General features: G+C 61.9%; 23 protein-coding genes. 18 read left to right on the forward strand and 5 right to left on the reverse strand.

Annotated features, from left to right (window positions below; translation table 11 throughout):
* Nucleotides 1-62 precede the first annotated feature (62 nt).
* The 8 genes from P0D70_RS14145 to P0D70_RS14180 all read left to right on the forward strand — a co-directional run bounded on the left by P0D70_RS14145 (nucleotide 63) and on the right by P0D70_RS14180 (nucleotide 7312).
* Nucleotides 63-1241, forward strand: a complete 1179-nt coding sequence (locus P0D70_RS14145; protein ID WP_091801558.1) for a quaternary amine ABC transporter ATP-binding protein — start codon at nucleotides 63-65, stop codon at nucleotides 1239-1241.
* On the forward strand, nucleotides 1234-2136 hold the full coding sequence (gene choW, locus P0D70_RS14150) for a choline ABC transporter permease subunit (protein ID WP_408179140.1): 903 nt from the start codon (nucleotides 1234-1236) through the stop codon (nucleotides 2134-2136). The genes P0D70_RS14145 and choW overlap by 8 nt, the downstream gene beginning before the upstream one ends.
* Nucleotides 2137-2143: 7 nt before the next feature.
* Entirely contained in the window at nucleotides 2144-3142 is a 999-nt protein-coding gene (locus P0D70_RS14155; RefSeq protein ID WP_091801551.1) for a GlxA family transcriptional regulator, read from the forward strand.
* A gap of 106 nt (nucleotides 3143-3248) precedes the next feature.
* Nucleotides 3249-4184, forward strand: coding sequence for a choline ABC transporter substrate-binding protein (locus P0D70_RS14160; RefSeq protein WP_408184953.1), 936 nt, complete (start codon nucleotides 3249-3251; stop codon nucleotides 4182-4184).
* Between the two features lie 495 nt (nucleotides 4185-4679).
* The gene (locus tag P0D70_RS14165; RefSeq protein ID WP_408184954.1) at nucleotides 4680-5195 is read left to right on the forward strand and encodes a hypothetical protein; all 516 of its coding nucleotides are present in this window, start codon (nucleotides 4680-4682) and stop codon (nucleotides 5193-5195) included.
* A gap of 143 nt (nucleotides 5196-5338) precedes the next feature.
* Entirely contained in the window at nucleotides 5339-5839 is a 501-nt protein-coding gene (locus P0D70_RS14170) for a hypothetical protein (RefSeq protein ID WP_408184955.1), read from the forward strand.
* Between the two features lie 233 nt (nucleotides 5840-6072).
* Nucleotides 6073-6435: a hypothetical protein gene (locus P0D70_RS14175; protein WP_408184956.1), complete on the forward strand. Its 363-nt coding sequence runs from the start codon at nucleotides 6073-6075 to the stop codon at nucleotides 6433-6435.
* A gap of 361 nt (nucleotides 6436-6796) precedes the next feature.
* The gene (locus P0D70_RS14180; protein ID WP_408184957.1) at nucleotides 6797-7312 is read left to right on the forward strand and encodes a hypothetical protein; all 516 of its coding nucleotides are present in this window, start codon (nucleotides 6797-6799) and stop codon (nucleotides 7310-7312) included.
* A gap of 140 nt (nucleotides 7313-7452) precedes the next feature.
* Here P0D70_RS14180 and P0D70_RS14185 read toward each other — a convergent pair whose 3' ends face one another.
* The gene (locus tag P0D70_RS14185; RefSeq protein ID WP_408184958.1) at nucleotides 7453-8535 is read right to left on the reverse strand and encodes a GlxA family transcriptional regulator; all 1083 of its coding nucleotides are present in this window, start codon (nucleotides 8533-8535) and stop codon (nucleotides 7453-7455) included.
* 248 nt (nucleotides 8536-8783) lie between these two features.
* Here P0D70_RS14185 and P0D70_RS14190 point away from each other — a divergent pair, with 248 nt between their 5' ends.
* From P0D70_RS14190 to P0D70_RS14220, 7 genes are all read left to right on the forward strand, one after another.
* Complete coding sequence (locus tag P0D70_RS14190; RefSeq protein WP_091801529.1) at nucleotides 8784-10178, forward strand: L-serine ammonia-lyase; 1395 nt, start codon at nucleotides 8784-8786, stop codon at nucleotides 10176-10178.
* 44 nt (nucleotides 10179-10222) lie between these two features.
* Nucleotides 10223-11467, forward strand: a complete 1245-nt coding sequence (locus tag P0D70_RS14195; protein ID WP_091801526.1) for a sarcosine oxidase subunit beta family protein — start codon at nucleotides 10223-10225, stop codon at nucleotides 11465-11467.
* A 29-nt stretch (nucleotides 11468-11496) separates the two neighbouring features.
* On the forward strand, nucleotides 11497-11835 hold the full coding sequence (locus tag P0D70_RS14200) for a sarcosine oxidase subunit delta (protein WP_408184959.1): 339 nt from the start codon (nucleotides 11497-11499) through the stop codon (nucleotides 11833-11835).
* Nucleotides 11832-14834: a sarcosine oxidase subunit alpha family protein gene (locus tag P0D70_RS14205; RefSeq protein WP_408184960.1), complete on the forward strand. Its 3003-nt coding sequence runs from the start codon at nucleotides 11832-11834 to the stop codon at nucleotides 14832-14834. The genes P0D70_RS14200 and P0D70_RS14205 overlap by 4 nt, the downstream gene beginning before the upstream one ends.
* The gene (locus P0D70_RS14210; protein WP_408184961.1) at nucleotides 14824-15480 is read left to right on the forward strand and encodes a sarcosine oxidase subunit gamma; all 657 of its coding nucleotides are present in this window, start codon (nucleotides 14824-14826) and stop codon (nucleotides 15478-15480) included. Before P0D70_RS14205 ends, P0D70_RS14210 begins: the two co-directional genes overlap by 11 nt.
* A gap of 58 nt (nucleotides 15481-15538) precedes the next feature.
* Nucleotides 15539-15802, forward strand: a complete 264-nt coding sequence (locus tag P0D70_RS14215; RefSeq protein ID WP_091801516.1) for a hypothetical protein — start codon at nucleotides 15539-15541, stop codon at nucleotides 15800-15802.
* A 142-nt stretch (nucleotides 15803-15944) separates the two neighbouring features.
* Nucleotides 15945-17363: an MFS transporter gene (locus P0D70_RS14220; RefSeq protein WP_408184962.1), complete on the forward strand. Its 1419-nt coding sequence runs from the start codon at nucleotides 15945-15947 to the stop codon at nucleotides 17361-17363.
* A 138-nt stretch (nucleotides 17364-17501) separates the two neighbouring features.
* Here P0D70_RS14220 and ampC read toward each other — a convergent pair whose 3' ends face one another.
* The 4 genes from ampC to betI form a co-directional block, all read right to left on the reverse strand.
* The gene (gene ampC / locus P0D70_RS14225) at nucleotides 17502-18671 is read right to left on the reverse strand and encodes a class C beta-lactamase (protein WP_408184963.1); all 1170 of its coding nucleotides are present in this window, start codon (nucleotides 18669-18671) and stop codon (nucleotides 17502-17504) included.
* Between the two features lie 122 nt (nucleotides 18672-18793).
* Nucleotides 18794-20479 (reverse strand): choline dehydrogenase, encoded by a 1686-nt coding sequence (betA, locus tag P0D70_RS14230; RefSeq protein WP_408184964.1) that lies wholly within the window; start codon nucleotides 20477-20479, stop codon nucleotides 18794-18796.
* Between the two features lie 12 nt (nucleotides 20480-20491).
* Complete coding sequence (gene betB / locus P0D70_RS14235) at nucleotides 20492-21961, reverse strand: betaine-aldehyde dehydrogenase (RefSeq protein ID WP_408184965.1); 1470 nt, start codon at nucleotides 21959-21961, stop codon at nucleotides 20492-20494.
* A gap of 42 nt (nucleotides 21962-22003) precedes the next feature.
* Nucleotides 22004-22591 carry a transcriptional regulator BetI gene (gene betI / locus P0D70_RS14240; RefSeq protein WP_091801498.1) on the reverse strand — a complete coding sequence of 196 codons (588 nt, stop codon included), beginning with the start codon at nucleotides 22589-22591 and terminating at the stop codon, nucleotides 22004-22006.
* A gap of 283 nt (nucleotides 22592-22874) precedes the next feature.
* On the opposite strand from betI, the gene fdhA reads away from it, so the two are divergent.
* The 3 genes from fdhA to P0D70_RS14255 all read left to right on the forward strand — a co-directional run bounded on the left by fdhA (nucleotide 22875) and on the right by P0D70_RS14255 (nucleotide 26621).
* Nucleotides 22875-24074: a formaldehyde dehydrogenase, glutathione-independent gene (gene fdhA, locus P0D70_RS14245; protein ID WP_408184966.1), complete on the forward strand. Its 1200-nt coding sequence runs from the start codon at nucleotides 22875-22877 to the stop codon at nucleotides 24072-24074.
* Between the two features lie 253 nt (nucleotides 24075-24327).
* Nucleotides 24328-25209, forward strand: coding sequence for a DUF5672 family protein (locus tag P0D70_RS14250; protein ID WP_408184967.1), 882 nt, complete (start codon nucleotides 24328-24330; stop codon nucleotides 25207-25209).
* Nucleotides 25206-26621, forward strand: coding sequence for a hypothetical protein (locus P0D70_RS14255; RefSeq protein ID WP_408184968.1), 1416 nt, complete (start codon nucleotides 25206-25208; stop codon nucleotides 26619-26621). The genes P0D70_RS14250 and P0D70_RS14255 overlap by 4 nt, the downstream gene beginning before the upstream one ends.
* Nucleotides 26622-26655 lie beyond the last annotated feature (34 nt).

Raw genomic sequence — 26655 nt, forward strand, 5'->3', positions numbered from 1 at the left:
CGGTGCATGGGACCGGAGTAAGCGCTAAAGCGCTAACTCCGGTCGACATAGGAGAGCATTCAATGAATTCCCCGAAGGTCGTGGTCGAAGGGCTGTGCAAGGTGTTCGGCACCAACCCGAAACAGGCGATCGGCATGCTGGCAGGCGGCGCAACGAAAGAAGAGGTTTTCGCGCGCACCGGTCAGATTGTCGGCGTTCACAACGTATCGTTCGAAGTCAAGGAAGGCGAGATCTTCGTGCTGATGGGCCTGTCCGGCTCCGGCAAGTCGACGCTGATCCGTCTGATCAACCGGCTGGTCGAGCCGAGCGCCGGCAAGGTGCTGATCGACGGCCGCGATGTGGCGAGCGTGCCGCGCTCGGAATTGACGGCGCTGCGCCGCAAGGACATGAGCATGGTGTTCCAGTCCTTCGCGCTGATGCCGCAGCGAACCGTGCTGTCCAATGCGGCGTTCGGCCTCGAAGTGGCAGGCGTGGGCCGCAAGGAACGCGAGAAGCGCGCGATGGCCGTGCTCGAACAGGTCGGCCTCGCGCCGTTCGCGGAAAAGCTCCCCGCGCAGCTCTCCGGCGGCATGCAGCAGCGCGTGGGTCTCGCGCGGGCGCTGGCGGTCAATCCGTCGCTGATGATCATGGACGAGGCGTTCTCCGCCCTCGATCCGCTCAAGCGCAAGGAAATGCAGAACGTGCTGCTCGATCTGCAACGCGAGCAGCAGCGCACCATCCTGTTCGTGTCGCACGATCTGGAAGAAGCGATGCGCATCGGCACCCGCATCGCGATCATGGAAGGCGGCCGGGTCGTGCAGGTCGGCACGCCGCAGCAGATCATCACCAATCCCGCCGACGATTACGTCCGCGCGTTCTTCGAAGGCATCGACACGAGCCGCTATCTGACCGCCGGCGATCTGATGCAGACCGACGCCGTGCCGCTCATGCAGCACTCGCCGCAGATCGATGCGTCGAGCGTGGCCGCCACGCTCAACGGCAGCGCCGACTACGCGTTTGTGCTCGACAGCGAGCGCAAGATTCGCGGCTTCGTCTGCCGCGACGCGATGGGCAGCGCTTCGCCGCAGCTCAATCAGATCGAATGCATCCGCCGCACTACACCGCTGGATGACGTCGTCGAACGCGTGGTGGCGAGCCGCGCGCCGCTGCCGGTTGTCGAAGCCGACGGCTCCTACTGTGGTTCGGTCAACAAGACGAACGTGCTGAACGTTCTCACCCGCCATCGGAGTTCCCATGTCTGAAGTCATTCCACTTGGCGCCTGGGTCGATCACGGCGTTCACTATCTGCTCGACCACGACGCAAAAACTTTCGATTCCATCGGCAAGGTGATCGAGAGCTTTGCCGCGGTGATCGAACACGGCTTGCAAGCCGTGCCGATGTGGGCGCTGATGGCGTTCTTCGTCGGCATCGGGCTGTGGCGGGTGGGCTGGCGCTTCGCGCTGTTCACGCTGCTCGCCATGCTGCTGATCTACGGCACCGGGTTCTGGGATCAGATGGTGATCACGCTCGGCCTGACCTTGTCGTCCACGCTGATCAGCTTGCTGCTCGGTGTGCCGCTCGGCATCTGGACCGCGAAGAGCCGCACCGTCGAGATGATCGTGCGCCCCGTGCTCGATCTGATGCAGACCATGCCGGCGTTCGTGTACCTGATTCCGGCCGCGATGCTATTCGGTCTGGGCCGTGTGCCGGGGATTCTCTCCACCGTGATTTTCGCCATGCCGCCGGCGGTGCGTCTCACTTCGCTCGGTATCAAGCACGTGAACCGGGAAATCGTCGAAGCAGGGCAGGCATTTGGCTGCACGCCGTGGCAATTGCTTTACAAGGTGCAGTTTCCGAACGCGCTGCCGTCCATCATGACCGGCGTGAACCAGACCATCATGATGGCGCTCTCCATGGTGATCATCGCGTCGATGGTGGGCGCGGGCGGTCTCGGCAACGACGTGCTGGCCAGTATTCAACGGCTCGATATCGGGCTCGGCTTTGAAAGCGGACTTTCGGTGGTGATGCTCGCGATCATTCTGGACCGCATCACGGAGAGCTTTGGCCGCTCGCCGGGCATGGCGCGCGCGCCGCTGCTGTCGGGCTTGCGCAGTGTCATGAAAGTGCGCCGCGAGCCGGCGGCGCAACACGGCTGAGCCGCCGATGAAGCGCGACGCGATCACGCCGGTCGAGCCCCAAGCCGATTCGCCGCTGTCCGGGCTCGCGCACGTCGGCTTTCTGACGCTGCCGAATTTTTCGATGATCGCGTTCACGAGCGCGGTCGAGGTACTGCGCATGGCCAACTACGTAGGCCGCGCGCAGCACTACAGATGGTCGGTGATCACGCCCGACGGCGAACCGGCGCGAGCGAGCAACGGCATCACGGTAAAACCCACCACCACGCTCGCCGAGGCCGGCATGCCGGACGTGCTGATCGTCTGCGCCGGCTGGCATGTGCGCGATTACGTGAACGACACGGTGATTGCGTTGCTACGCGACGTCGCCGCAAAAGGCATTCCGCTCGGCGGCATCTGCACGGGACCGTATGCGCTGCTGGCTGCCGGATTGCTCGACGGTTATCGCTGCACCGTGCATTGGGAAGACATGTCGCCGTTGCACAAGACCTACCCGGATGTGCGTTTCGCCGACGAGCTGTTCGTGATCGACCGCGATCGCATGACATGCACGGGGGGCACCGCGCCGCTCGATCTGATGCTGAACCTGGTCGGCATGCGGCTGGGGCATGCGCTCGCCGCGCAGGTGTCCGAACAATTCATCGTCGAACGGATTCGCGGTTCAACCGATTACCAGCACATTCCCGTCGATGCGCGGGTCGGTTTCTCGCGCGCGGAACTGATCGAGGTAGTGCGGCTGATGGAAGCGAATATCGAGGAGCCGTTATCGCTCGACGAACTCGCGCGGCTCGTGCATCTGTCGCAACGTCATTTGCAACGCATGTTCAAGATGTTCCTGAGCGTGTCGCCGACGCACTATTACCTGACGCTGCGTCTGCGTCGCGCGCGCGAGCTTCTGCGCAATACGGATGCGTCGATTGCGCGGGTGACGGCGGTGTGCGGTTTTCATTCGCCGTGTCATTTCAGCAAAGCCTATCGCGCGCAGTTCGGTCATGCGCCGAGCGTCGAGCGGCGGTTGTCTTCGTAATGAGCCACACCATGAATTGCATGCAGCGCCGCCTGAACCGGGCGGCGTAAGAGATCCGCTTCGTCCGTCAAAACCAGTCAAGCATCAATCACCCTGAGGGAACGCCATGAAACGTTTGTGGGCTGCGTCGTTGTGCGCGCTGTCTGTGTCGTCTGTCTTCGCTGCGGAACCCGCCACCTGCCGCGATGTCCGGTTCGCTGACGTCGGCTGGACCGATATCGCGGCGACCACCGGGCTTGCGTCGACCGTGCTCGAGGGGCTCGGCTACAAGCCGACCAAGACGATCGCCTCGGTGCCGATCACCTTTGCCGGTGTGAAGAGCAAACAGATCGACGTGTTCCTCGGCTACTGGTCACCGACCATGGACCCGATGATCGATCCGTTCAAAAAGTCCGGACAGCTCACCGTCTTGCCCACGCCGAATCTGACGGGCGCGAAATACACGCTGGCGGTGCCGGATTATGCGTATCAGTCCGGCATCAAGACGTTCGCCGATATCGCGAAGAACTACGACAAGCTCGACGGCAAGATCTACGGGATCGAGCCGGGCAACGACGGCAATGCGTTGATCAAGAAGATGATCGACAGCAATCAGTACGGGCTCGGCAAATTCAAGCTGGTGGAGTCGAGCGAGGCGGGCATGCTGGTCGAGGTGAACCGTGCGATCCGCGCGAACAAACCGATCGTGTTTCTGGGCTGGGAACCGCATCCGATGAACGTGCAGATGAAGATCGATTATCTGTCTGGCGGTGACGATGTGTTCGGACCGAATTATGGCGAAGCGAAAGTGCTGACGGTCACGCCGAGCGATTATTCGGCGCGTTGCCCGAATGTGGCGAAGCTGGTGTCGAATCTGCAGTTCACGACCGATATCGAGAACCACGTCATGCTGCCGATCATGAACAAGACCGACCCGAACAAGGCCGCGCGCAAATGGCTGAAGGCGAATCCGGCGGTGCTCGACAAATGGCTGGCAGGGGTGAAGACGTATGACGGGAAGGATGGGTTGCCGGCTGTGAAGGCTTATGTAGCCGGGAAGTGAGGTTGGGTTGGAGAATGGGGCGGCGGATGGGGCAGTCTTTTAGGGATGCCTTATACGTCGCTTTGTTTTTTTTGTTTTCTGTTCGTTTAGCCCGCGGGCGGCGGTCTCGTGTGTTGCCGGCAGACGGCCGTTTCTGCATCGCGATTGGATCTTGTCTGATAGTTTCGCTTCAGAGTTCCTACGGCGAGTGTCGGTGTTTATCGACTCGCATTAGATTCCGTGTGTGGATACCTCAGTTTTAGGAGTTGTCGGATTTTTTGATTGTTGCAGTCCTTATAGGGTGCTTGGGCTAAATCCAAGTACAACCGATAAGGACGACGATGATAAGAAACAGAATTAAAGAGAGTCCGGGCGCAATGGTGACCCGCCTGTTGGCCGCATTCATGCTGCTCATGTTGGCGTTCGGTGCGAACGCTGCTGATTGCAATGCGGTGTGGGCGGCCACCGGCGCGAAGCCGGGTTCGCCCAGTTGGCACCGGTAAGCTGCCTTCCGTCATGACCAAGCCAGACTTCATTTCAGATTCGGCGACCTTTTATCCGCTGTGGGAGCGTGCGAGCGCGCGCGTGCAAGAGTTGGCGTCAGCCTCGCCGGCCGAGCTACTCTATTTTGACTCTGTTGATATATCCACACAGAAATTTTTTGAACTTGTACTAGCATTGCTGGCCCAGGAAGGTGGGCGCGATTTTGTCAGCCTGGTACTGAAGCCTGACCCCTTCAGTCATTTTAATTTTCACTTCCACAAATACCCCGGCTTCGTGCATCGCGCGGAGCAATCCGATGACGATTTTTTTGAATCCTGGCAACAGGATCCGGGCGACAGTCCGGCAGATTGTTTATGGGCCAATTCTGAGCGGTATGCGGTTCTGCCGACACCTGGAACATGGTTCATGTACGCGGACAGAAAACGGGAAATGGGCGTACTGACAGGGCCGCCTAATATCCTTGCGTTTGCCCGAAGCTTTTATCCGTTTTTTCTCCAACCTGGTGAAGGGTTCAGCGTTGTTGAATAGCTTGCGTTAGATCGCGAGGTCAGGCAGGGCGGAAACGCCGTAACAATCCGCGTCGTTTCCGCATGCCACGTTTACCGCCTGAGGCTACGCAAGATTCCTGCGGGTTCGAAAAGCGCAACTGTCAAAATCCGCTTGAGCAGTTTATGAGCAACATTGATTACATCAATGACCTTGAGACATTCACGCTGCTTTGGCAACGTGCACGCGAATGTATGGAACGAGTGTCAGTGACCCCGGCCTCGAAGCTTTTGCGCTTCGACTCTTCTAACATTGCTACGGAGGTTTTTCTCGACCTTATCCGAAGCATCGCGGTGTTCCACGGAAGCGGTGAGTTCGCTGTGGTCGTTATTAACCCAGATCCGTTCAGCTACTTCCATATGCATTTTGGCAAGTATCCGGGATTCATACTTGAAGCTCGTCATACGAACGAGGATTTTTTTGACATACTGATGATGGACCCTGGTGACAGTCCAGCTGACGCGATTGGATTTTATTCGGAGCAATACGTCGTCTTGCCACCATCGGGCGAATGGTTCTGTTATGCCGATCGAGGATGGGTTGGCGGAACTGGTGTTCTCAGCGGTCCCCCGGACGTCATGCAATTTGCTAAGCAGCGTTTCGCGTTTTACGAGAATCCAGCGTAAATCTTTATTGAATCGCCATCGTCGTCGTTACGTCCGATTACGGAAGTAGCGCGCGTGTCCCGGACAACAGGTCGGGACACACGCTTCCACTGGAGGCGGTCGCTCAACGCGTAAACACGTGGCTCCTTCGCGTCAGCGAAACCCAGCGAACGGAGGAATTCAACGCGCGTTCGAGGCCCGATTTGGCTAATCGCAGGACGGTTGCGTCACGTACAGGATCAGGTTGAAGTGAAATGGAAAAGCGAATCTTCGTCGACAACCCAGCTGAGTTTCAAGATCTCTGGGCACGCGCCACTGCGGGCGTGCGGCTACTCAAGCACGCGCCACAAGATAACGTCGTGTATTTGGCCTCGTCGATCGTTACGACACGCCACTTCTACCAGTTCGTTAGAGCCCTGCTTAGATTCACGAACCAAGACACGGACGATTTTGCTTTTGTAGGATTGCGCCCAGATCCGGTCGGATACTTCTTCAACCACTTTTCAAGGTATCCCGCGATCATCTTTCAGCCGACAGACATTGAAGCCGACTACTGTGCCATGTTGCAGGCCGACCCGCGCGGCAGTCCTGCGGACGCGCTAGCATTTAACACCTGAGCTTATGCGATCTTGCCTCGATCCGGGCAATGGCTAGCCTGCGGGAATGATTCGAAGGAGGCTGCGGCGTTCCCTGGAATAGCAGAAGCCAATGAATTTGCCCGCACGACACTATCAGGTGACATTTTGCGACCTGGGGTCAATTTCAAAATCGTTGACTAGGAGGCCCTTGCCTGCTTGCCTGCCGAATGCTGCACTTTGCAGCGAAAGACCGTGCGGCATCTAATCGCGCGCCGACAATACGGGATTGATTCCCTGGCGGCTGTTCGAACAACGGCGCCTCAACCGCGGAATACTTTCCCTCCTTAGCCAAAGAGGGAACGCTCAATATCCAATCTGATAGGCATCGATGTGGTAACCAATGAGTAGATTAGATTACATCCATGATTTGACGGAGTTCACGCTTCTCTGGAAGCGCGCGAGGGAGGGTGTGCGCGCTCTCGTCGGCGTCCCGCGCGACGAGTTGCTGTACTTCGACCCGATCGATATCTCAACGCAAAAATTCTTTGAGCTTGTACAGGCGTTGCTTGCGTTGCAGAGTAGTACCGAATTTGTGACGCTGATTTTGAATCCCGATCCGTTCGACTATTTCCACCATCATTTTGGAAAGTATCCCGGCTTCATTCATCGCGGTGAGAACTCGGACGACGAGTTCTTTCACTTCATGATGGAAGATCCGGGCGGAAGTCCCGCGGATGCACTGGGTGTGAATCATCGGCACTATGCGATCCTGCCGGTGGAAGGTGAGTGGATCGCCTTTGGCGATCGATCATGGGACGTCGGCGTCTTTTATGGTCCGGCCGATATCATGGAGTGTGCGAGGCACTTCTATCCATTTTTTCTACAACCGCCAGAGCGCTTCCGGATAGAACTGTAGTCGGTTGACTTGCGGGATGGGCCAGTGACCGCAACTTGTGCGGCAACATTCCGGCCCGCTGCTTTAGCCTTCAAACCTGCCGACTGGATGAATCCTGTCATTCGGCTGGCAAATTCTTGTCCGGCCCGCTCTCACCCCCCTCAAATCGCCCGCGCCCGCCCCGGAAACGTCTCCTCATAATCCCCACTATCCACCGCTTCCGCCGCCGTGCCGCGCTGCTCGCGATACATCATCGGCGGCAAACCAAACTGCTTGCGAAACTCCCGCCCCAGATGCGACGCATCGGAAAACCCGCAACTCGACGCAATATCGGCCACCGTCTTGTCCGAACTCGTGAGCAGCCACGCGGCGGTGCGCAAACGCACCTGCTTCGCATAAGCCTGCGGCGCCTTACCCGTTTGCGCCTTGAAAAGCCGCTCCAACTGACGCGGCGACAGATCGAGCTTGCCCGCAAGTTCGTCGAGCGACAACGACCGGCCCACGTGCTGTTCCATCAGCAGAATCGCGCGCTTCACTTTCGGATGCGCGGCCGGCGCGAGTCCCGGTGGATGCGGCTGCGGCGCGTTACCTTTCTGCATGTCGTCCACAAGCAGAATACGCAGCGCCTTCTGCACCGTGGCGGTTTCGAAATGCCGCAGCAGAATCGCGGCGGCGACGTCGATCGACGCGCGTCCGCCTGAACACGTAATGCGCCGGCGGTCGATCACGAACAGCCGGTCGGCGACCAGCGCTTCCTCGTTGACCGACGGAAAACGTTCGATGAAATCCCAGTAGTGAAACCAGCTCACGCAGATGCGGTGTCCCTCCAGCACGCCCGCGCGCATCAACGAAAACACGCCCGTGCACATGCCGACGAGCGTCGCATTCGTGGCGGCGGCGCGGCGAATGAAGGCGAGGGTCGCTTCGTTCGTGGCAGGCCCGGAATGCAGCAGGCCGCCCACCACCACCACGTAATCGAACGGCTCGGCGGTGTCGAAGGTTTCCCACGGGGTGATCTGAATGCCACAACTCGCACGCACCGGAGCAAGGGTTTCCCCTATCACGCTCCACGAGCAGCGCACGGGCTTGCTGAAATCGCCTTCATCCGCGGACAGGCGCAGCAGGTCGACGAAACCCGAAAACGCCGTCAGCGTGAAGTTCGGCAGCAGGATGATGCCGAAGCGGATGCGCTGCTTCGAGGTGCCGTCGATCGATTGAGGGGGAAGCGGTTCAGCGGAATTCATGCATGCAGCCAGCAAGGAAAAGGGTGGGATCAAGCATAGCACCAGGGATGGCGGCCATCGCCAGCCGCAAGCGCGGCGCCCTTCGCAAATGCGTCAAAAGTCTTCGCAAATACGTCGCCGCCCTTTGCCGGCAGCCGGCTTGACGCCACTATCCCACTGTCATGCCGTTTTTATTCTATCGATTCAAATTGACGTGCGGTGCAATAGCAGCAAATCCACCCAAGGCATCGCAACGCACAAGGTACGCCATGAACGTCAGCGTCTTCGATCTGTTCAAGATCGGTATCGGTCCCTCAAGCTCGCACACGGTCGGGCCGATGATCGCTGCATGCCGCTTCGCCTCGCATATCGAAGACGCCAATCTGCTCGGCTTCGTGCGCGGCGTGAAGGTCGAACTGTTCGGCTCGCTCGGCGCGACCGGCAAAGGGCACGGCACGGACAAGGCAGTGCTGCTGGGGCTCGAAGGCAATCTGCCCGATTCCATCGACCCGGACGTGATCGAGCCGCGCCTGCAGGCCATTCGCGCGACGAAGCAGCTCGTGCTGCTCGGCAAGCATCCGGTGAAATTCGACGAACGCGAGCATCTCGGCTTTTTCCGCAAGCTGATGCCGGGCGCGCCGGGCTCGGGCATCGTGCATCCGAACGGCATGCGTTTTCAGGCTTTCGACGAAAACGGCCAGTTGCTGGTGGAGAAGGAGTATTTCTCGATCGGCGGCGGCTTCGTGGTGAATCGCGAAGGCGATCGCGTGAACGGCGTGCGCGCCGGTGCCCAGGTGCCGTATCCGTTTCGGACCGGCGACGATCTGATGCGCGTCTGCCGCGAAACCGGTCTGTCGATCGCGCAGATCACGCTGCGCAACGAATGCGCGTCGCGTCCTGAACAGGAAGTGCGCGACGGCCTGCTGACCATCTGGCGCGCCATGGCGGCCTGCGTCGAACGCGGCTGCAAGGTGCGCGGCGAATTGCCCGGCCCGATGCATGTCAAGCGCCGCGCCGCCGATCTGTGCGCGCAACTGCGTTCGCGTTCGGAAGAGTCGCTGCGCGATCCGCTCTCCATGCTCGACTGGGTCAACCTGTACGCGATGGCCGTCAACGAAGAAAACGCGGCGGGCGGGCGCGTCGTCACGGCGCCGACCAATGGCGCAGCCGGCGTGATTCCCGCGGTGCTGCACTACTACGTGAAGTTCATGCATGCGTCGAACGACGAAGGCATTGTCAACTTCCTGCTGACGGCCGCGGCGATCGGCATCATCTACAAGGAAACGGCGTCGATCTCCGGCGCGGAAGTGGGCTGCCAGGGCGAAGTGGGCGTGGCCTGCTCGATGGCCGCCGCGGCGCTCGCCGCCGTGATGGGCGGCACGCCGACGCAAGTCGAAAACGCCGCCGAAATCGGCATGGAACACAACCTGGGCATGACCTGCGACCCGGTCGGCGGACTCGTGCAGATTCCGTGTATCGAACGCAATGCGATGGGCGCGATCAAGGCGTTGAACGCCGCGCGCATGGCGATGAAGGGCGACGGCCAGCATTATGTGTCGCTCGACAACGTGATCAAGACGATGCGCGAAACCGGCGCGGACATGAAGACGAAATACAAGGAGACGTCGCGCGGCGGGTTGGCCGTGAACGTCATCGAGTGTTGAACAGCAACGAAGCATTAAGCACGAGTACCCACTAAGGACAGACGATGAGCCGCTATTCGATATTCAGCCTGTTGCGCAACGGGATGTCGTATCACGAGAACTGGGAGCGACAGTGGAAGAGCCCCGAGCCCAAACGTGAATACGACGTCGTGATCGTCGGCGGCGGCGGGCATGGTCTCGCCACCGCGTATTACCTGGCGAAGGAGCATGGCGTGCGCAACGTCGCCGTGCTGGAGAAAGGCTGGATCGGCGGCGGCAATACGGCGCGCAATACGACCATCGTGCGCTCGAACTACCTGTGGGACGAGTCGGCCGCGCTGTACGAAAAAGCGATGAAGCTGTGGGAAGGGCTCTCGCAGGACCTGAACTACAACGTCATGTTCAGCCAGCGCGGCGTGATGAACCTTGCGCACACGTTGCAGGACGTGCGCGACACCGAGCGCCGCGTGAATGCTAACCGGCTGAACGGCGTGGACGCTGAATTCCTCACGCCCGAGCAGATCAAGGAAATCGAGCCGACCATCAATCTCAACAGCCGCTATCCGGTGCTCGGCGCTTCGATCCAGCGCCGCGGCGGCGTGGCGCGTCACGATGCGGTGGCCTGGGGTTTCGCGCGCGGCGCGGATCAGGCCGGTGTGGATATCGTGCAGAACTGCCAGGTCACGGGCATTCGCCGCAACGGCAGTCAGGTGGTCGGCGTGGACACCACGAAGGGTTTCATCAAGGCGAAGAAAGTCGCGGTGGTGGCGGCGGGCAATACCTCCACGCTCGCCGACATGGCCGGCGTGCGGCTGCCGCTGGAGAGCCACCCGTTGCAGGCGCTGGTGTCGGAGCCGATCAAGCCGGTGGTCAATACGGTCGTGATGTCGAACGCGGTGCACGCGTATATCAGCCAGTCCGACAAGGGCGACCTGGTGATCGGCGCGGGCGTGGACCAGTACACGGGTTTCGGTCAGCGCGGCAGTTTCCAGATTATCGAGGGCACGCTCGAAGCGATCGTCGAAATGTTCCCGGTGTTCTCGCGGGTGCGGATGAACCGGCAGTGGGGCGGCATTGTGGATGTTTCGCCGGATGCGTGCCCGATCATCAGCAAGACCGACGTGAAAGGGCTGTATTTCAATTGCGGCTGGGGCACGGGTGGCTTCAAGGCGACGCCGGGCTCGGGATGGGCTTACGCGCACACCATCGCGAAGGATGAACCGCATCCGTTGAATGCGCCATTCTCGCTGGACCGTTTCTATACCGGCCACCTGATCGACGAGCACGGCGCCGCCGCCGTCGCCCACTAACGCCACGCACTGCGACGAGGAACGAAGAAATGCTATTGATCGAATGCCCGTGGTGCGGGCCACGCGCCGAAACCGAATTTTCCTGCGGCGGCGAAGCGGATATTGCCCGTCCGCTCGACACCGACAAACTCACCGACAAGGAATGGGGCGACTACCTGTTCATGCGCAAGAACCCGCGCGGCGTGCATCGCGAGCAATGGCTGCACACGCAAGGCTGCCGCCGCTGGTTCAAGGCGCAGCGCGACACGGTGAGCTACGAGATCCAGGGCTACGAGACGTTCGAGCGACCGCTGCTCGCCATGGGCAGCAACGAGGCTAAACCACAAGACAAGGCACCGAACCAGGCACAAGAGGGCAAGGCATCATGAGCCAGAAAGACCGACTCCCCAACGGCGGCCGCATCAATCGCGCCATGCCGCTGACGTTCACGTTCAACGGCCGCCAGTACCAGGGCTATCAAGGCGACACGCTGGCCTCGGCGCTGCTCGCGAACGGCGAGCATTTCGTCGCGCGTAGCTGGAAGTACCACAGGCCGCGCGGCATCGTCACGGCGGGTGTGGAAGAGCCGAATGCCGTGGTGCAACTGGAAACCGGCGCGTACACAGTGCCGAATGCCCGTGCGACCGAAGTCGAGTTGTACCAGGGACTCGTCGCCACCAGCGTGAACGCGAAGCCGAGCATCGAGAAAGACCGCATGGCGGTCAACCAGAAGATCGCGCGCTTCATTCCGGCGGGCTTCTATTACAAGACCTTCATGTGGCCGCGCAAATTCTGGCCGAAGTACGAAGAAGTGATCCGCGACGCGGCAGGTCTCGGCAAGGCGCCGGAACACACCGACGCGGACCGCTACGACAAGTGCTTTGCGCATTGCGACGTGCTGGTGGTGGGCGGTGGCCCGACCGGGCTCGCGGCGGCGCACGCCGCGGCATTGTCCGGCGCGCGCGTGACGTTGGTCGACGATCAGCCGGAACTCGGCGGCTCGCTGCTGTCGTGCCGTGCGGAGATCGACGGCAAGCCCGCGCTGCACTGGGTGCAGAAGATCGAAGACGAACTGCGGCAGATGCCCGACGTGAAAATCCTGTGCCGCAGCACGGCGTTCGGTTATCAGGACCACAATCTAGTGACGGTGACACAGCGGCTCACCGAGCATCTGCCGGTATCGCAGCGCAAAGGCACGCGCGAACTGATGTGGAAGATCCGCGCGAAACGCGTGATTCTCGCGACCGGCGCGCATGAACGGCCCATCGTGTTCGGCAACAACGATCTGCCGGGCGTGATGCTGGCGTCGGCCGTGTCGACCTACCTGCATCGCTATGCGGTGCTGCCGGGCCGCAACGCAGTGGTCTTCACGAACAATGACGACGGCTATCAATGCGCGCTCGATCTGAAAGCGGCCGGCGCCCAGGTGACGGTGGTCGATCCGCGCGCGAGCGAATCGAAGGGCACGCTGCCCGCGCTGGCACGGCGCTACGGCGTCAAGGTGATGAACGGCGTGGTAATCACGGCCGCGCACGGCAAACTGCGCGTGGCGTCGGTTGACGTGGCGTCGTATTCGAATGGGCAGGTCGGTGCGAAGCAGGGCGAACTCTCGTGCGATCTGCTCGCCATGTCCGGCGGCTGGAGCCCGGTGCTGCATCTGTTCGCGCAATCGGGCGGCAAGGCGCATTGGCATGACGAGAAGGCCTGCTTCGTGCCGGGCAAGGCGATGCAGGCGGAGACGAGCGTCGGCGCCTGTGCCGGCGACTTCACGCTGGGCCAGGGCATCCGCTTTGCGGTGGATGCCGGTATCGAGGCGGCGCGCGCGGCGGGCTTTATTGTCGCGCGGCCGAATCCGGTGCAGGTGGCCGAGATCACGGAAGCGAAGATGCAGCCGCTGTGGCTGGTCGGCGGCCGCGAACTGGCCACGCGCGGGCCGAAGCAGTTCATCGACTTCCAGAACGACGTGTCGGCCGCGGATATTTTCCTCGCGGCGCGCGAAGGCTTCGAATCGGTCGAACACGTCAAACGCTATACCGCGATGGGCTTCGGCACCGACCAGGGCAAGCTCGGCAACATCAACGGCATGGCGATTCTCGCCCAGGCGCTCGGCAAGACGATTCCCGAGACCGGCACGACCACGTTCCGGCCGAACTACACACCCGTCACGTTCGGCACGTTTGCCGGCCGCGAGCTGGGCGAGTTTCTCGATCCGGTGCGCAAGACGGCGGTACACGAATGGCACGTGGAAAACGGCGCGGCGTTCGAGGACGTGGGCAACTGGAAGCGTCCGTGGTACTACCCGAAAGCTGGCGAAGATCTGCACTCGGCAGTGGCGCGCGAGTCTCTCGCGGTGCGTACGAGCGTCGGCATTCTCGACGCCTCGACGCTCGGCAAGATCGACATTCAGGGCCCCGATTCGGCGAAGCTGCTGAACTGGGTCTATACGAATCCGTGGAGCAAGCTGGAAGTCGGCAAGTGCCGCTATGGCCTGATGCTCGACGAAAACGGCATGATCTTCGACGACGGCGTGACCGTGCGCCTCGCCGACCAGCACTACATGATGACGACCACGACCGGCGGCGCGGCACGTGTGCTGACATGGCTCGAACGCTGGCTGCAGACGGAATGGCCGGACATGCGCGTGCGGCTCGCGTCGGTGACGGACCATTGGGCGACCTTCGCCGTGGTCGGTCCGAACAGCCGCAAGGTGCTGCAGAAGGTTTGCCACGACATCGACTTCGCGAACGCGGCATTCCCGTTCATGAGCTATCGCGAAGGCACGGTGGCTGGCGCGGCCTCGCGCGTGATGCGCATCAGCTTCTCGGGCGAGCTCGCCTATGAAGTGAACGTGCCGGCCAACGTCGGACGCGCGGTGTGGGAGGCGCTGATGGCCGCGGGCGCGGAATTCGACATTACGCCGTATGGCACCGAAACCATGCACGTGCTGCGCGCGGAGAAGGGCTACATCATCGTCGGCCAGGATACGGACGGTTCGATGACGCCGTATGACCTCGGCATGGGCGGACTCGTCGCGAAGTCGAAGGACTTTCTCGGCAAGCGTTCGCTGACCCGCTCGGATACCGCGAAGGCGGGGCGCAAGCAACTGGTCGGCTTGCTCTCGGACGACCCGTCGTTCGTGATACCAGAAGGTTCGCAGATCGTCGCCGGTCCGTTCCAGGGCGAGACGGCGGCGATGCTCGGCCACGTCACGTCGAGCTACTACAGCCCGATCCTGAAGCGCTCGATCGCGATGGCGGTGGTGAAGGGCGGTCTCGACAAGATCGGCGAGACGGTCACGATTCCGCTTTCTAGCGGCAAACAGATTGCAGCGAAGGTCACCAGTTCGGTGTTCTACGACAGCGAAGGAGCACGTCAACATGTGGAATGAAACGAGAGGGACGGCGTCGGTCGTGGATCGCGCTGTCGGCAAGCAGACCGGCGTGTGGCAGGAGTCGCCGCTGGTGGGCGCGGATGCGCTGCTGAAGAAACATCAGGCGACGGCATCCGCGGCGTTCAGGTTGAACGAGCGGCCATTTCTGGAACTCGTGAATGTGCGCGGCGATACGCGTGACGCGGCGTTCGTGCGCGCTTTCGAAAGCGTGGTCGGCTGCCGTCCGCCTGAAAAGGCCAACACGGTGGCGCGCGGCAACGGCTACGACGTGATGTGGCTCGGCCCGGACGAGTGGCTGGTGCGCTCGGCCGCCGCCCACGACGCGACGCGTACCGCGCCGTTGCAGGCCAAGCTCGGTGCCGCGTTCGCAGGCGTGTTCGCGTCGGCGGTGGATATCGGCAGTGGCTATACGGTGCTCGAAATCAGCGGCACGCGCACGCGTGAAGTGCTGTCGCGCGGTTGTCCGCTCGATCTGCATCCCAAACTATTCGGCGAGGGACAGTGCGCGCAGAGTCACTTCTTCAAGGCATCGATGACATTGCTGCCCACCGGCGCGAGCAGTTTTGACCTGGTCGTGCGCCGCAGTTTTGCGGACTACTTCGTCAAGATCATGCTCGACGCGGCCGAGCCGCTGATGTCGTAAGGCGCGGCGGGCGGTCGATGCCGAACCGCTCGCGCCTTTTTCGCGCTGATTGACCGACATGACGTCGACACGTCTAGCCACCGCGCGCCTCACCGAGCGCGCGTGCCACGAGGGCGATGCGCACGCCGCGCTCGCGCTGCTCGATCAGAGCATCGTGCTGCGGCACCGGCGCATCGCGCTGATCCGTTATCTGCTTGCCCAGCAACTCGGCGCGCCGCTGCAGGCGCGTCATCACGAATACGTCGAAAAGATCGCCGCGCGGTTGAGTGCGGACACGCTTGCGCGCATTGCCGGTGCCGCGCGCTCGCGTTTGCGGACGTAGCGTTCGAGACGCACGTGGATGGAACGACGCCCCCGTTCCATCCCGATGACGTATTTCTTCTATGTGGCCGATTTATGTCGGCGTCTACTGAAATCTCCTCGCAGCACCCACGCGGCAGCCGCCGCATCAACCAGGGGATGACATGTCTACCGCTTATCAGCCGCGCGCGAGCGCAGCCGCCCGACTCGAACGACTGCCGTTCTCCGGTTATCACCGGACCATTTTCATCATCATCGCCGTTGCGTTCTTTTTCGATTCCGTCGATCTCGGCACGATGACTTTCGTGCTCGGTTCGATCAGGACGGAATTCGGCTTATCGAGCGCGACGGCGGGGCTGGTGGCCAGCGCGAGCTTCTTCGGCATGGTGATCGGCGCGGCGATTGCGGGATTGCTGGCGGATCGCTTCGGACGCCGGCCGGTGTTTCAATGGAGCATGGTGCTATGGGGGCTCGCATCGTATCTGTGTTCCACGGCGCAAAGCGTCGAAGCCCTGATCTTTTATCGCGTGCTGCTCGGCTTCGGCATGGGGATGGAGTTTCCCATTGCGCAGACGTTGCTGTCGGAGTTCGTGCCGGCTGCGTCGCGCGGCCGCCTGATTGCGTTGATGGACGGGTTCTGGCCGCTCGGCTTCATTACCGCGGGCGTGGTGTCGTACTTCGTGCTGCCGACGTTCGGCTGGCGCACCGAGTTCGCGCTGCTCGCCATTCCTGCGGTATTCGTGCTGATCGTGCGCCGCGTGGTGCCGGAATCGCCGCGTTGGCTGGAGCATCGCGGCCGCCTCGACGAAGCGGACAAGATACTCGCCGAAGTCGAAGTGAAGGTGATGAAAGCGGCCGGCCTGAGCCAGTTGCGCGCACCGGCCATGCTCGCCGAGCCGCCTGCCGCGAAGAGCATGGGCGCGTTTCGTGAGATCTGGAGCCTCGTATACCGGCGCCGCACGATCATGGTGTGGACGCTGTGGTTCTTCGCGCTGCTCGGTTTTTATGGGCTGACGTCGTGGCTGGGCGCGTTGATGCAGCAGGCCGGCTTCGCGGTGACCAAGTCGGTGCTGTACACGGTGCTGATTTCGCTCGGCGGCATTCCGGGGTTTATTTGCGCGGCGTGGCTGGTGGAACGCTGGGGGCGTAAGCCGACCTGCATTGCGTCGCTCGCGGGCAGCGCGGTGATGGCTTACGTATATGGGCAAACCGCGCTGCACGCGCAGACGCCGACCTTGCTGATCTGTGCGGGGCTGGCGATGCAGTTCTTCCTGTTCGCGATGTGGGCGGTGTTGTACACCTATACGCCCGAGCTTTACGGGACCGGTGCGCGTGCGACGGGTTCGGGCTTCGCGTCGGCGATCGGCCGCGTGGGTTCGTTGATCGGACCTTATGTGGTGGGCGTGGTGCTGCCGATATTCGGCCAGGGCGGTGTCTTCTCACTCGGCGCGATGTGCTTCGTGATCGCGGCGGCAGCGGTCTGGATTCTCGGCATCGAAACGCGTGGGCTGGCGCTGGAGACGCTGGTGTCGGAGGCGGTTGAGACGGATGCGCGTGGGGTGTTGAGTCCGGTGCGGGATTGAAGGTTCACTTCTTGCGGACGGCGCGCGCACCATGACGCCGTTCCATCCGAACGCGACACGGTCATGTAAAGAGGATGAATGCCACGGCGGTGCTCATCCGCATTTTGTCCTTGTCGCCCGCCATGTCCACTTCGTTATTCAACGCGCCCCAGCAAGCAGCGTCAGAATCTTATGAGCCACGGCCACCCGGTCCTCCATCGGAAAGTTTTTGTTGGCGAGCATGACAATGCCTAACTGCTTCTCCGGAACGAAAGCCACATACGCGCCGAACCCATTGGTCGAACCGGTCTTGTTGATCCAGACATCCTGTCGCGGCGCGAGCGGCGGCTTGATTTCGATGGCGGGCGTCGCCTTTAAAGCCATCGTCGACGAATTGCCCGCCAGCAACGTCTTCAACGCGACCGGATACGCGTATTGCTCCCAGATCAGATCCTGAGTCATCACACCTGCGTTGAAGTAGCCGGTGTGCGTCTGCGTGATCGCGAGCTGCAACTTCGCATCGAGTTGGAGCTGATTCATGTTCGCTTGCAGAAAGCGCGTGATATCAGCGGCGCTGGATTTCACACCGTACGCTTGCGCGGATAGCACGCCGGGCGCCATGCGGATCGGCGCGCCATCCTTTTTATAGCCTTGCGCGTAGTCCTGCATTCGCGCTTGCGGAACGTCGATATAGCTGTTCTTCAGCCCCAGTGCTGGAAACAGTCGCTGTTCCATCAGCGATGTGAAATCCTGGCCCATGCTCTTTGCCGTGATCAGGCCGAGCGTGCCGATACCGGGATTGGTGTAAGTCCGGCATGTGCCCGGCACGCAACTCGGCTGCCATGCCTTGAAATACTGCATGAGTTCATCGTCGTTATGGATCTCGTCCGGCACCTGCAACGGCAGACCGCCCGGCGTATGCGTGCCCAGATTGACAAGCTTCACGTTGCCGAACGGACTGCCCTGGAGAATGGGCAGATATTTGCTCGTCGCATCCGACAGCGAAAGATCGCCACTGACCTGCGCATACGAAGCCAGTGTCGCCGTGAAGGTCTTGCTGATCGAGCCGAGTTCGAACAGCGTGTCGCGCGTCACGGGCTTGCCGGTTTCCGTCGACGCCACGCCGTAGTTGTACACATAAGGCTTGCCCCCGACAACGATGCCGACCGCCATGCCATGAATGCCATCCTTCGCCATGAGCGGGCGGATCGCTGCGTCGACGGTCCGTTGAATGCTGTCTTGCGTATCGCCGGCTGCGCGACTCGCCGGAGCGGTCGCGCACAGGGTAAAGAAAAGGGCCGCCGTGAGGCTGAGGGCTTTGAACTTCATCGCTCGCGTTTCCTTGATTGTCTGTCTGCGGATGAAGCCGCACTATCCGGCTTTTGCGCCGCGCTGACAATCGAGTATAAGTTGCGCGAGGGTAAAGAAAATCTTGCAGGCGGGCTTCGGCGTCAAACCGTCGCGCTCTCCCGTTTGCGGGACGCTACGCCGTTTGCCACGAAATAGGGCGTATCCACCCGCGCCAACGCCTCGCGTTTGCGAATCCGGTCGGCGATCTTTTCCGCCAGCATGATGGTCGGCGCATTCAGATTGCCGGTGGTGATGCGCGGCATGATCGACGCATCCACCACGCGCAATCCCTGGATGCCGTGCACGCGGCCCTCGTTGTCGACCACGGCCATGTCGTCGTAGCCCATCTTGCATGAACACGACGGATGAAACGCCGTCTCGGCCCGCATCCGCACGAAAGTGTCGAGCTGTTCGTCGGTAGTCAGCTCGGCACCGGGATTCAGTTCGCGGCCCCGATAACGATCGAGAGCCGGTTGCCGCATGATCTCGCGCGTGATGCGAATGCCGTCGCGGAATTCGCGCCAGTCGAGCGGATCGGCCATGTAGTTGAACAGGATGCTCGGATGCGCGTTCGGATCACGCGACGTGAGCTTCACGCGGCCACGGCTTGGCGAACGCATCGAACCGACGTGCGCCTGGAAGCCGTGCATCTTGATCGCGTTCGAGCCGTTGTAGTTGATCGCAACGGGTAGAAAGTGATACTGGATGTTCGGCCACAGATCGTCGTCGCGCGTGCGGATGAAACCGCCTGCTTCGAACTGGTTGCTCGCGCCGATACCCGTGCCGTTCAGCATCCATTCAAGTCCGATAGCCGGTTGATTCCACCACTGCAAAGCCGGGTACAGCGAGACCGGCTCCTTGCACTCGTACTGGATATACATCTCCAGATGATCCTGCAGGTTCTCGCCCACACCCGGCAGATCGTGAACGAGCGGCACATCGAGTTCGCGCAGCCACGTGGAGCGGCCCACGCCCGAGCGCTGCAGCAATTGCGGCGAAGCAATCGCGCCGCTGCATACCAGCACCTCGCGGCGCGCGTGCGCATTCACCGCGTTGCCATGCTGCAGATACGCGACGCCGAGCGCGCGCTTGCCGGCGAACAGCACGCGATCCGTCACGGCATGCGTAACGATGGTCAGATTCGGCCGCTCCTTCGCGCGATCCAGATAGCCGCGCGCCGTGCTGGCGCGCCGGCCATTCGCCGTGACCGTGCGATCCATCGGGCCGAAGCCTTCCTGCTGATAGCCGTTCAGATCGTCGGTGCGCGGAAAGCCTGCCTGCACACCGGCTTCGACCATCGCGGCGAAGAGCGGGTTGTTGCCGGGCTTGCTCGTGGTCACATGCACCGGGCCGTCGCCGCCGTGGTACGCGTTGGCGCCCACATCGCGCGTCTCGGCCTTGCGGAAATACGGCAGGCAATCCAGATAGGTCCAGTTTTCCAGGCCGGCCTGCGCAGCCCAGCCGTCGTAATCGAGCGCGTTGCCGCGGATATAGCACATGCCGTTGATCAGCGACGATCCACCGAGCCCCTTGCCGCGCCCGCATTCCATGCGGCGGTTGTTCATATGCGGCTCGGGGTCGGTTTCGTACGCCCAGTTGTAGCGGCGCCCTTGCAGCGGATAGGCGAGCGCGGCCGGCATCTGCGTGCGGAAGTCGAAGCGGTAGTCAGGGCCGCCCGCTTCGAGCAGGAGCACGGTCACGTCCGCGTCTTCGGTGAGGCGCGAGGCGAGCACGTTGCCCGCCGAACCCGCGCCCACGATAATGTAGTCGTATTCGTTCGCAGCCATCGCCATGCCTCCTTAGAACACCGGTTGATACGGGCCGAGTTCGACCTGCACGGACTTGATGCGCGTGTAGTGCTCGAGCGTGGTGATGCCGTTTTCGCGGCCCACACCCGATTGCTTGTAGCCGCCCACCGGCATTTCCGCAGGCGACTCGCCCCAGGTGTTGATCCAGCAGATCCCCGCTTCCAGACGATGAATCACGCGATGCGCGCGCGCCAGGTTCTCGGTCACGACGCCCGCGGCGAGGCCATACGCGGTGTGGTTCGCGCGCGCGATCGCCTCGTCTTCGTCGTCGAAAACGAGAATGCTCATGACTGGGCCGAAGATTTCCTCGCGCACGATGCGCATGTCGTCATGGCAGCCGGTGAATACGGTCGGTTCGACATACTGCCCATTGCCGAAATGCCCTTCGGTGAGGCGCTTGCCGCCCGCCACGAGCCGCGCGCCTTCCTGCTTGCCGCTTTCGATATAACCCAGCACTTTCTGCAATTGCGCGGCGCTCACGAGCGGGCCGAAGTTGGTGTCGGCGTGGGTGGGGGCGCCCACGCGAATGCGTTCGACGCGTTCCAGAACCAGCTTCTCGAACCGTTCCAGCACGCCACGTTGCACGAACACGCGTGTGCCGTTGGTGCAGACCTGGCCGGAGCTGAAGAAGTTGGCGCTCATCGCGATGTCGGCGGCGCGTTCGAGGTTGGCGTCGTCGAATACGAGCAGCGGAGATTTGCCGCCGAGTTCCATTGTCACTTCTTTCAGCGACGAGGCGCCGGCGAGCGACATCACCTTCTTGCCCGTTTCAATGCCGCCGGTGAACGAAATTTTCTCGATGTCCGGATGCGCGGCGAGCATCGCGCCGACCCGTCCGTCGCCTTGCACGACGTTGAACACGCCCGCGGGCACGCCGGCTTCGGTATAGATCTCGGCGAGCTTCAGCGCCGACAACGGTGTGATCTCGCTCGGCTTGAAGATCATCGCATTGCCGGCCGCGAGCGCGGGCGCCGACTTCCAGCAGGCGATCTGGATCGGGTAGTTCCATGCGCCGATGCCCGCGCAAACGCCAAGCGGCTCGCGCCGCGTATAAACAAACGAGGTGGGCCGTAGCGGAATCTGCTGACCCTCTATGGCAGTGGCGAGCCCCGCGTAATACTCGATCACGTCCGCGCCGGTGACGATATCCACCGCGCGGGTTTCGGCAATCGGCTTGCCCGTATCGCGCGTTTCGAGCGCGGCGAGTTCGTCGTTGCGCTCGCGCAGAATCTCGACTGCGCGGCGCAGAATGCGCGAACGCTGCATGGCCGTGAGCGCGGCCCATTCGCGTTGCCCGTCCCGCGCGGATTGCACCGCGCGATCGACGTCGGCCGCCGAGGCCTGCTGCACGCTCGCGAGCGTCTCGCCGGTGGCGGGATCGTGCGTCTCGAAGGTTTCGCCGCTGGTTGCGTCGACGTAAGCGCCGCCGATATAGAGGCGTTGCGTTGCGAATACCGCCATGACTTGCTCCTTTCTGAAGATGTCGCCGATCTGCCCGCGTCCTTAATCGCGCGATGCGAGGACCAGATCGATATAGTCGTTGGCCACGCGCAGCGCTGCGCGAGTGTCGAACGGCTCGCCCGAGAGCGCGCCGCGCAGCCACAGTCCGTCGATCAGGGCGGCGAGGCCGCTCGCCGCGCGCCGCGCCGCGGCACGCGGCATGGCCTTGGAAAAATCCGCGCACAGGTTCGAATTCAGGCGGCGCGTGTTCACGTATTGCAGCCGGCGCAATTGCGGCTTGTGCATGCTCTCGGTCCAGAACGCCAGCCAGGTTTTCATGACCGGGCCGCTGGTCTGCTCGGCGTCGAAATTCGCGGCGACCACGGCGCGTAATTTAGAACGCGGATCCGCCTTGGCCGCCCGGCGCCGGCGCGAGGTGGCTTGCCACAAATCGCGCAGCACGTGCCGCATGGTGGCTTCGAGCAAACCGTCCTTGTCGCCGAAATAGTGGCTGACGATGCCGGTGGAAATGCTCGCGCGCTGCGCGACCGAAGCCAGCGTGGTTCCCGCGAGACCGGTCTGGTCGATGGTGAGGAGCGTGGCGTCGATCAGTTGCGCGCGGCGGATTTCGCGCATTCCAAGTTTGGGCATGGTGCGGGCGCTATTGCTGGCATGAGCTTCGGGCGGACTGCGCAAGACGAAAACACGATCCGCCTGAGTGGATTCGAGTGGCTATGGTAGGTTTTTTATATTGAACGGTCAATCAATAAAAAGCGGGTTGCATCAACATGGATACGGGTTGCGCTGGTCGTGTCGGTTCCGGCCAAACCCGTGTCGCGTTCGGCACATGCGCTTCGTTCGGCGGGCGCTACGCTCGTTGAACGGCGTGCTGCACTGAACCGGGCACGCCGCTCACAAGACATGGAGACAGACAATGAGCAGCAATCGTGGCGTCGTGTATCTAGGGCAGGGCAAGGTGGAAGTGCAGTCGATCGACTATCCGAAGATGGTCGATCCGCGTGGCCGTTCGATCGGCCACGGCGTGATCCTGAAGGTAGTGAGCACCAATATTTGCGGCTCCGATCAGCATATGGTGCGCGGCCGCACGACCGCCGAGGTCGGCCTCGTGCTCGGCCACGAGATTACCGGCGAGGTGATCGAGATTGGCCGCGACGTGGAAACGCTGAAGATCGGCGATCTCGTTTCGGTGCCGTTCAACGTGGCCTGCGGACGCTGTCCGACCTGCAAGGCGCAGCATACCGGCGTGTGCCTGAACGTGAATCCTTCGCGTGCCGGCGGTGCTTATGGTTATGTGGACATGGGCGGCTGGATCGGCGGCCAGGCCGAATACGTGATGGTGCCGTACGCCGACTTCAATCTGCTGAAATTCCCCGATCGCGCGCAGGCGCTGTCGAAAATCCGCGATCTCACGTGCCTCTCCGACATTCTGCCGACCGGCTATCACGGCGCGGTGATGGCCGGCGTGAAGCCCGGCGCGACCGTCTATATCGCGGGCGCGGGGCCGGTGGGGATGGCGGCGGCCGCTTCGGCGCGCTTGTTGGGCGCGGCCTGCACGATCGTCGGCGATATGAACGAGGAGCGTCTCGCGCATGCGCGCAAGATGGGTTTCCAGACCGTGGATCTGTCGAAGGACGCCACGCTGGGCGAGCAGATCGAACAGATTCTTGGCCGGCCCGAAGTGGATTGCGCGGTGGACTGCGTCGGCTTCGAAGCACACGGCCACGGCAGCAGCGGCTCGCATGAGGAAGCGCCGGCCACCGTGCTCAATTCGCTGATGGAAATCACGCGGGCTGCGGGCGCGATCGGCATTCCGGGCCTTTACGTGACCGACGACCCCGGCGCCGCCGATGCCGCCGCGCGCAAAGGCAGTCTGAGCATCCGTTTCGGTCTGGGCTGGGCCAGGTCGCATTCGTTCCATACCGGACAGACGCCTGTGATGAAGTACAACCAGAACCTGATGCAGGCGATCTTGTGGGACCGCTTGCCGATTGCGGATATCGTCAACGTGACGGTGGTGTCGCTCGACCAGGCGCCCGATGGTTATCGCCAATTCGATGGCGGTGCACCGAAGAAGTTCGTGATCGACCCGCATGGGTTGTTGAACGCGGCGTAGGCGAGCCTTCGTCAGCGACATCGTGTCATCCTTCGGTTTGCGTGAACTTTGTATAGGATCATGCTATTCGCGACGAGGCGTGCTCGGTCGTCGGGCAACTGCGAGCAACGGTCGCAGTTGAAAGCTTTGGTACGAAGCGGCCCGATGACTGGCGCGAGTCGTAGCGTGAGGGTTGCGCCCATTCAGCTTTGCTGAGGGAAACCCTTTGCGCATTGCGCAGACCGATAAAGCACCGATTGGCCGAATAGTCCTGATGAGCAGTAACGCTTCCCCCCTGAATCTGCGCAATGTGACGCTCTGTGCGGCGGATTCGATCAATCCCGTATTCGCCGCGCGCGCGCTCGAGATCTCAGCGGCCCGGTGCAACTTTGCCGACGCGATCCTCTTCACTCACGAGACCGTACCCACCTCTGTACGTACCGTGCTGATTCCCCGCCTGCAGTCCAAAGAAGACTATTCGGCTTTCATGGTCAAGCATCTGCTCGGCCATGTGACCACACCGTGGGTACTCGTCGTTCAATGGGACGGTTATGTGCTGGACCCCGCGGCGTGGAGTGATACGTTTTTCGACTACGACTACATCGGTGCGAAATGGCCGTTCCACCGCGATGGCATGAACGTGGGCAACGGCGGGTTCTCGCTGCGTTCGACAAAGCTGTTGCAGGCGCTGGCGGACGAACGGTTCGAATTCCTTCCCGGCGTCAACGAGGACGACCTGATCTGCCGCGTATATAGGCCCTTGCTCGAAAGCGGATACGGCATCCGGTTTGCGCCCGAGGAAGTCGCGATCCGCTTCGCTTATGAGCATGTGCTGCCGGACAGGCCGACCTTCGGTTTTCACGCCGTGTTCAACATGTGGCGGCACGTCGGCGACGAGATGCTGATGGATATGGTGCGTAAGCTGGACATCGGGACTTACAGCTCCAACGAGGTCCTGATGCTATTGAAGATCTATTGCGATCAGCGCAAATTCGACTGCGTAAAGGTGATGTACGAGCGTTACCGGCGCCTATGGAGCACCCAGGAGTTCGTGCGGAACATGATGGTGATAGGGCTGACCGCGGAGGCCGCGCTGCAATACGTCGACCTGTGCGAAAGCGTGGTGAAGAATGCTTGCGATGGATTGTGCGAGTGACGCCGACCAACGATCTGGAGCGGCAACTGCGAAACGCATGCGTGCGTCATGAGCACGAGCCTCACAACCTGGCGATTCTGCGCGAGATATGCGATGTGCTGATCACGCTCGAGCGCGAGGACGAACTCATTGACTGGGCTGACCGGGCGCTGGCACTCGGTACTCAGGACCACCATTTTTTTGCCATGCGCGCGTTTGCGCTGGATCTGCAGGGGCGGCATGCCGAGGCGGTGGAGACTAGAACGCATGCCCCGTCGATGGCGGATAATCCCGCGCTCGCCCAACTGCGTCTCGGCTACAGCCTGATGATGGCAGGCCATTTCGCTCACGCGATCCAGTTGCTGGATGAGGCGCGACGGCCGGTGGCAACGAGCACGCCCAATGTCCTGGCAACCGCCGAACAGCTTCTCGGCGAAGCGATGCTCAAGGCAGGCGACCCGCGTGGCTTTAAGCACTGGACCCGGCGCAACGATTCTGGCGATGCCGGCAGTTATCGTCCGGCCGGCATCCCGGCGTGGGACGGCGAATCCGATCCGCGCGGCCGGCGGGTGCTCGTCGTGCACCAACTCGGTTTTGGCGACAACTTTCTGCTGGGCGCCTGCGTGGCGGACTGGCGCGCTGCCGGTGCGCAGGTGATGATTACCTGTGACCCGCAGATCCATGCGCTCATGCAGGCGTCCTTGCCCGACTGCGAAGTCGTCAGCGCGGCGCGTCCGTTGCAGACCCATGGCCCACTGCCCGACGCGGTGCGCGCGCGAGTGGAAGCATTCGCGCCGCACTTATACGCGACGCTATTGCATTTGCCGGTGTTGCGCGCCGCGCAGACGACATGTCCATACCGGTTTCAGGCGTATCTACGGGCTCCGCCGGCAAAGCGGCAGATTGCGGCAGCGTGGGCGCGACAGTTGCGCGCGCAACATCGCGGAAAGAAGCTCGTCGGGTTGTTCTGGGACTGTGGCCAGCGCCACCTGTCCAATGTCGGCAGCTCAATGCGGTGCTGGGCTGCGCGACGCAGCCTGCCGCTCGATGCGCTCAATCGGCTCGTGACGGATCCCGCGCTGACCGGGCGAATCTGTTTCGTGAATCTGCATCATCCGCTTGCCGAGGCGGCAGCAGGCATGCCGCCCGCCACGGTCGAGCGCTATCTGCCCGGCATCCACCTTTTCGATGACACCGCCGCATGCATCGGCGAACTGGACGCTGTGTTCGCGGTTGATTCGGCCGTGGCCAATCTCGCCGCGATGATGGGCAAACTGACTTGCGTGCCGGTCAACACGTCCGGCGACTGGCGTTGGGGCCATTCGGGAAGCACGTCCAACTGGATCGAAAGCGCGACGCTGTTGCGGCAAACGCGGGAGGGCGACTGGGATCCCGTCGTGCGGGATGCAGCGGCGTGGCTGGCCGCGCTATGACAATTGCGGCCTGCGTTCCGTCATCCGCTGAATG

The sequence above is a fragment of the Paraburkholderia sp. RL17-381-BIF-C genome (assembly GCF_046026435.1).
Taxonomy (GTDB): Bacteria; Pseudomonadota; Gammaproteobacteria; order Burkholderiales; family Burkholderiaceae; genus Paraburkholderia.

Bases quoted from the DNA above. Each gene is read 5' to 3' on its own strand.
- ampC (WP_408184963.1), bottom strand. From the start codon at position 18,671: ATGAAGTTCAAAGCCCTCAGCCTCACGGCGGCCCTTTTCTTTACCCTG.
- P0D70_RS14155 (WP_091801551.1), top strand. From the start codon at position 2,144: ATGAAGCGCGACGCGATCACGCCGGTCGAGCCCCAAGCCGATTCGCCG.
- P0D70_RS14215 (WP_091801516.1), top strand. From the start codon at position 15,539: ATGACGTCGACACGTCTAGCCACCGCGCGCCTCACCGAGCGCGCGTGC.
- P0D70_RS14205 (WP_408184960.1), top strand. From the start codon at position 11,832: ATGAGCCAGAAAGACCGACTCCCCAACGGCGGCCGCATCAATCGCGCC.
- P0D70_RS14200 (WP_408184959.1), top strand. From the start codon at position 11,497: ATGCTATTGATCGAATGCCCGTGGTGCGGGCCACGCGCCGAAACCGAA.
- P0D70_RS14180 (WP_408184957.1), top strand. From the start codon at position 6,797: ATGAGTAGATTAGATTACATCCATGATTTGACGGAGTTCACGCTTCTC.
- choW (WP_408179140.1), top strand. From the start codon at position 1,234: ATGTCTGAAGTCATTCCACTTGGCGCCTGGGTCGATCACGGCGTTCAC.
- P0D70_RS14190 (WP_091801529.1), top strand. From the start codon at position 8,784: ATGAACGTCAGCGTCTTCGATCTGTTCAAGATCGGTATCGGTCCCTCA.
- betI (WP_091801498.1), bottom strand. From the start codon at position 22,591: ATGCCCAAACTTGGAATGCGCGAAATCCGCCGCGCGCAACTGATCGAC.
- P0D70_RS14165 (WP_408184954.1), top strand. From the start codon at position 4,680: ATGACCAAGCCAGACTTCATTTCAGATTCGGCGACCTTTTATCCGCTG.
- P0D70_RS14195 (WP_091801526.1), top strand. From the start codon at position 10,223: ATGAGCCGCTATTCGATATTCAGCCTGTTGCGCAACGGGATGTCGTAT.
- P0D70_RS14210 (WP_408184961.1), top strand. From the start codon at position 14,824: ATGTGGAATGAAACGAGAGGGACGGCGTCGGTCGTGGATCGCGCTGTC.
- P0D70_RS14170 (WP_408184955.1), top strand. From the start codon at position 5,339: ATGAGCAACATTGATTACATCAATGACCTTGAGACATTCACGCTGCTT.
- P0D70_RS14145 (WP_091801558.1), top strand. From the start codon at position 63: ATGAATTCCCCGAAGGTCGTGGTCGAAGGGCTGTGCAAGGTGTTCGGC.
- P0D70_RS14175 (WP_408184956.1), top strand. From the start codon at position 6,073: ATGGAAAAGCGAATCTTCGTCGACAACCCAGCTGAGTTTCAAGATCTC.
- P0D70_RS14250 (WP_408184967.1), top strand. From the start codon at position 24,328: ATGAGCAGTAACGCTTCCCCCCTGAATCTGCGCAATGTGACGCTCTGT.
- P0D70_RS14160 (WP_408184953.1), top strand. From the start codon at position 3,249: ATGAAACGTTTGTGGGCTGCGTCGTTGTGCGCGCTGTCTGTGTCGTCT.
- fdhA (WP_408184966.1), top strand. From the start codon at position 22,875: ATGAGCAGCAATCGTGGCGTCGTGTATCTAGGGCAGGGCAAGGTGGAA.
- P0D70_RS14220 (WP_408184962.1), top strand. From the start codon at position 15,945: ATGTCTACCGCTTATCAGCCGCGCGCGAGCGCAGCCGCCCGACTCGAA.
- P0D70_RS14185 (WP_408184958.1), bottom strand. From the start codon at position 8,535: ATGAATTCCGCTGAACCGCTTCCCCCTCAATCGATCGACGGCACCTCG.
- betB (WP_408184965.1), bottom strand. From the start codon at position 21,961: ATGGCGGTATTCGCAACGCAACGCCTCTATATCGGCGGCGCTTACGTC.
- betA (WP_408184964.1), bottom strand. From the start codon at position 20,479: ATGGCTGCGAACGAATACGACTACATTATCGTGGGCGCGGGTTCGGCG.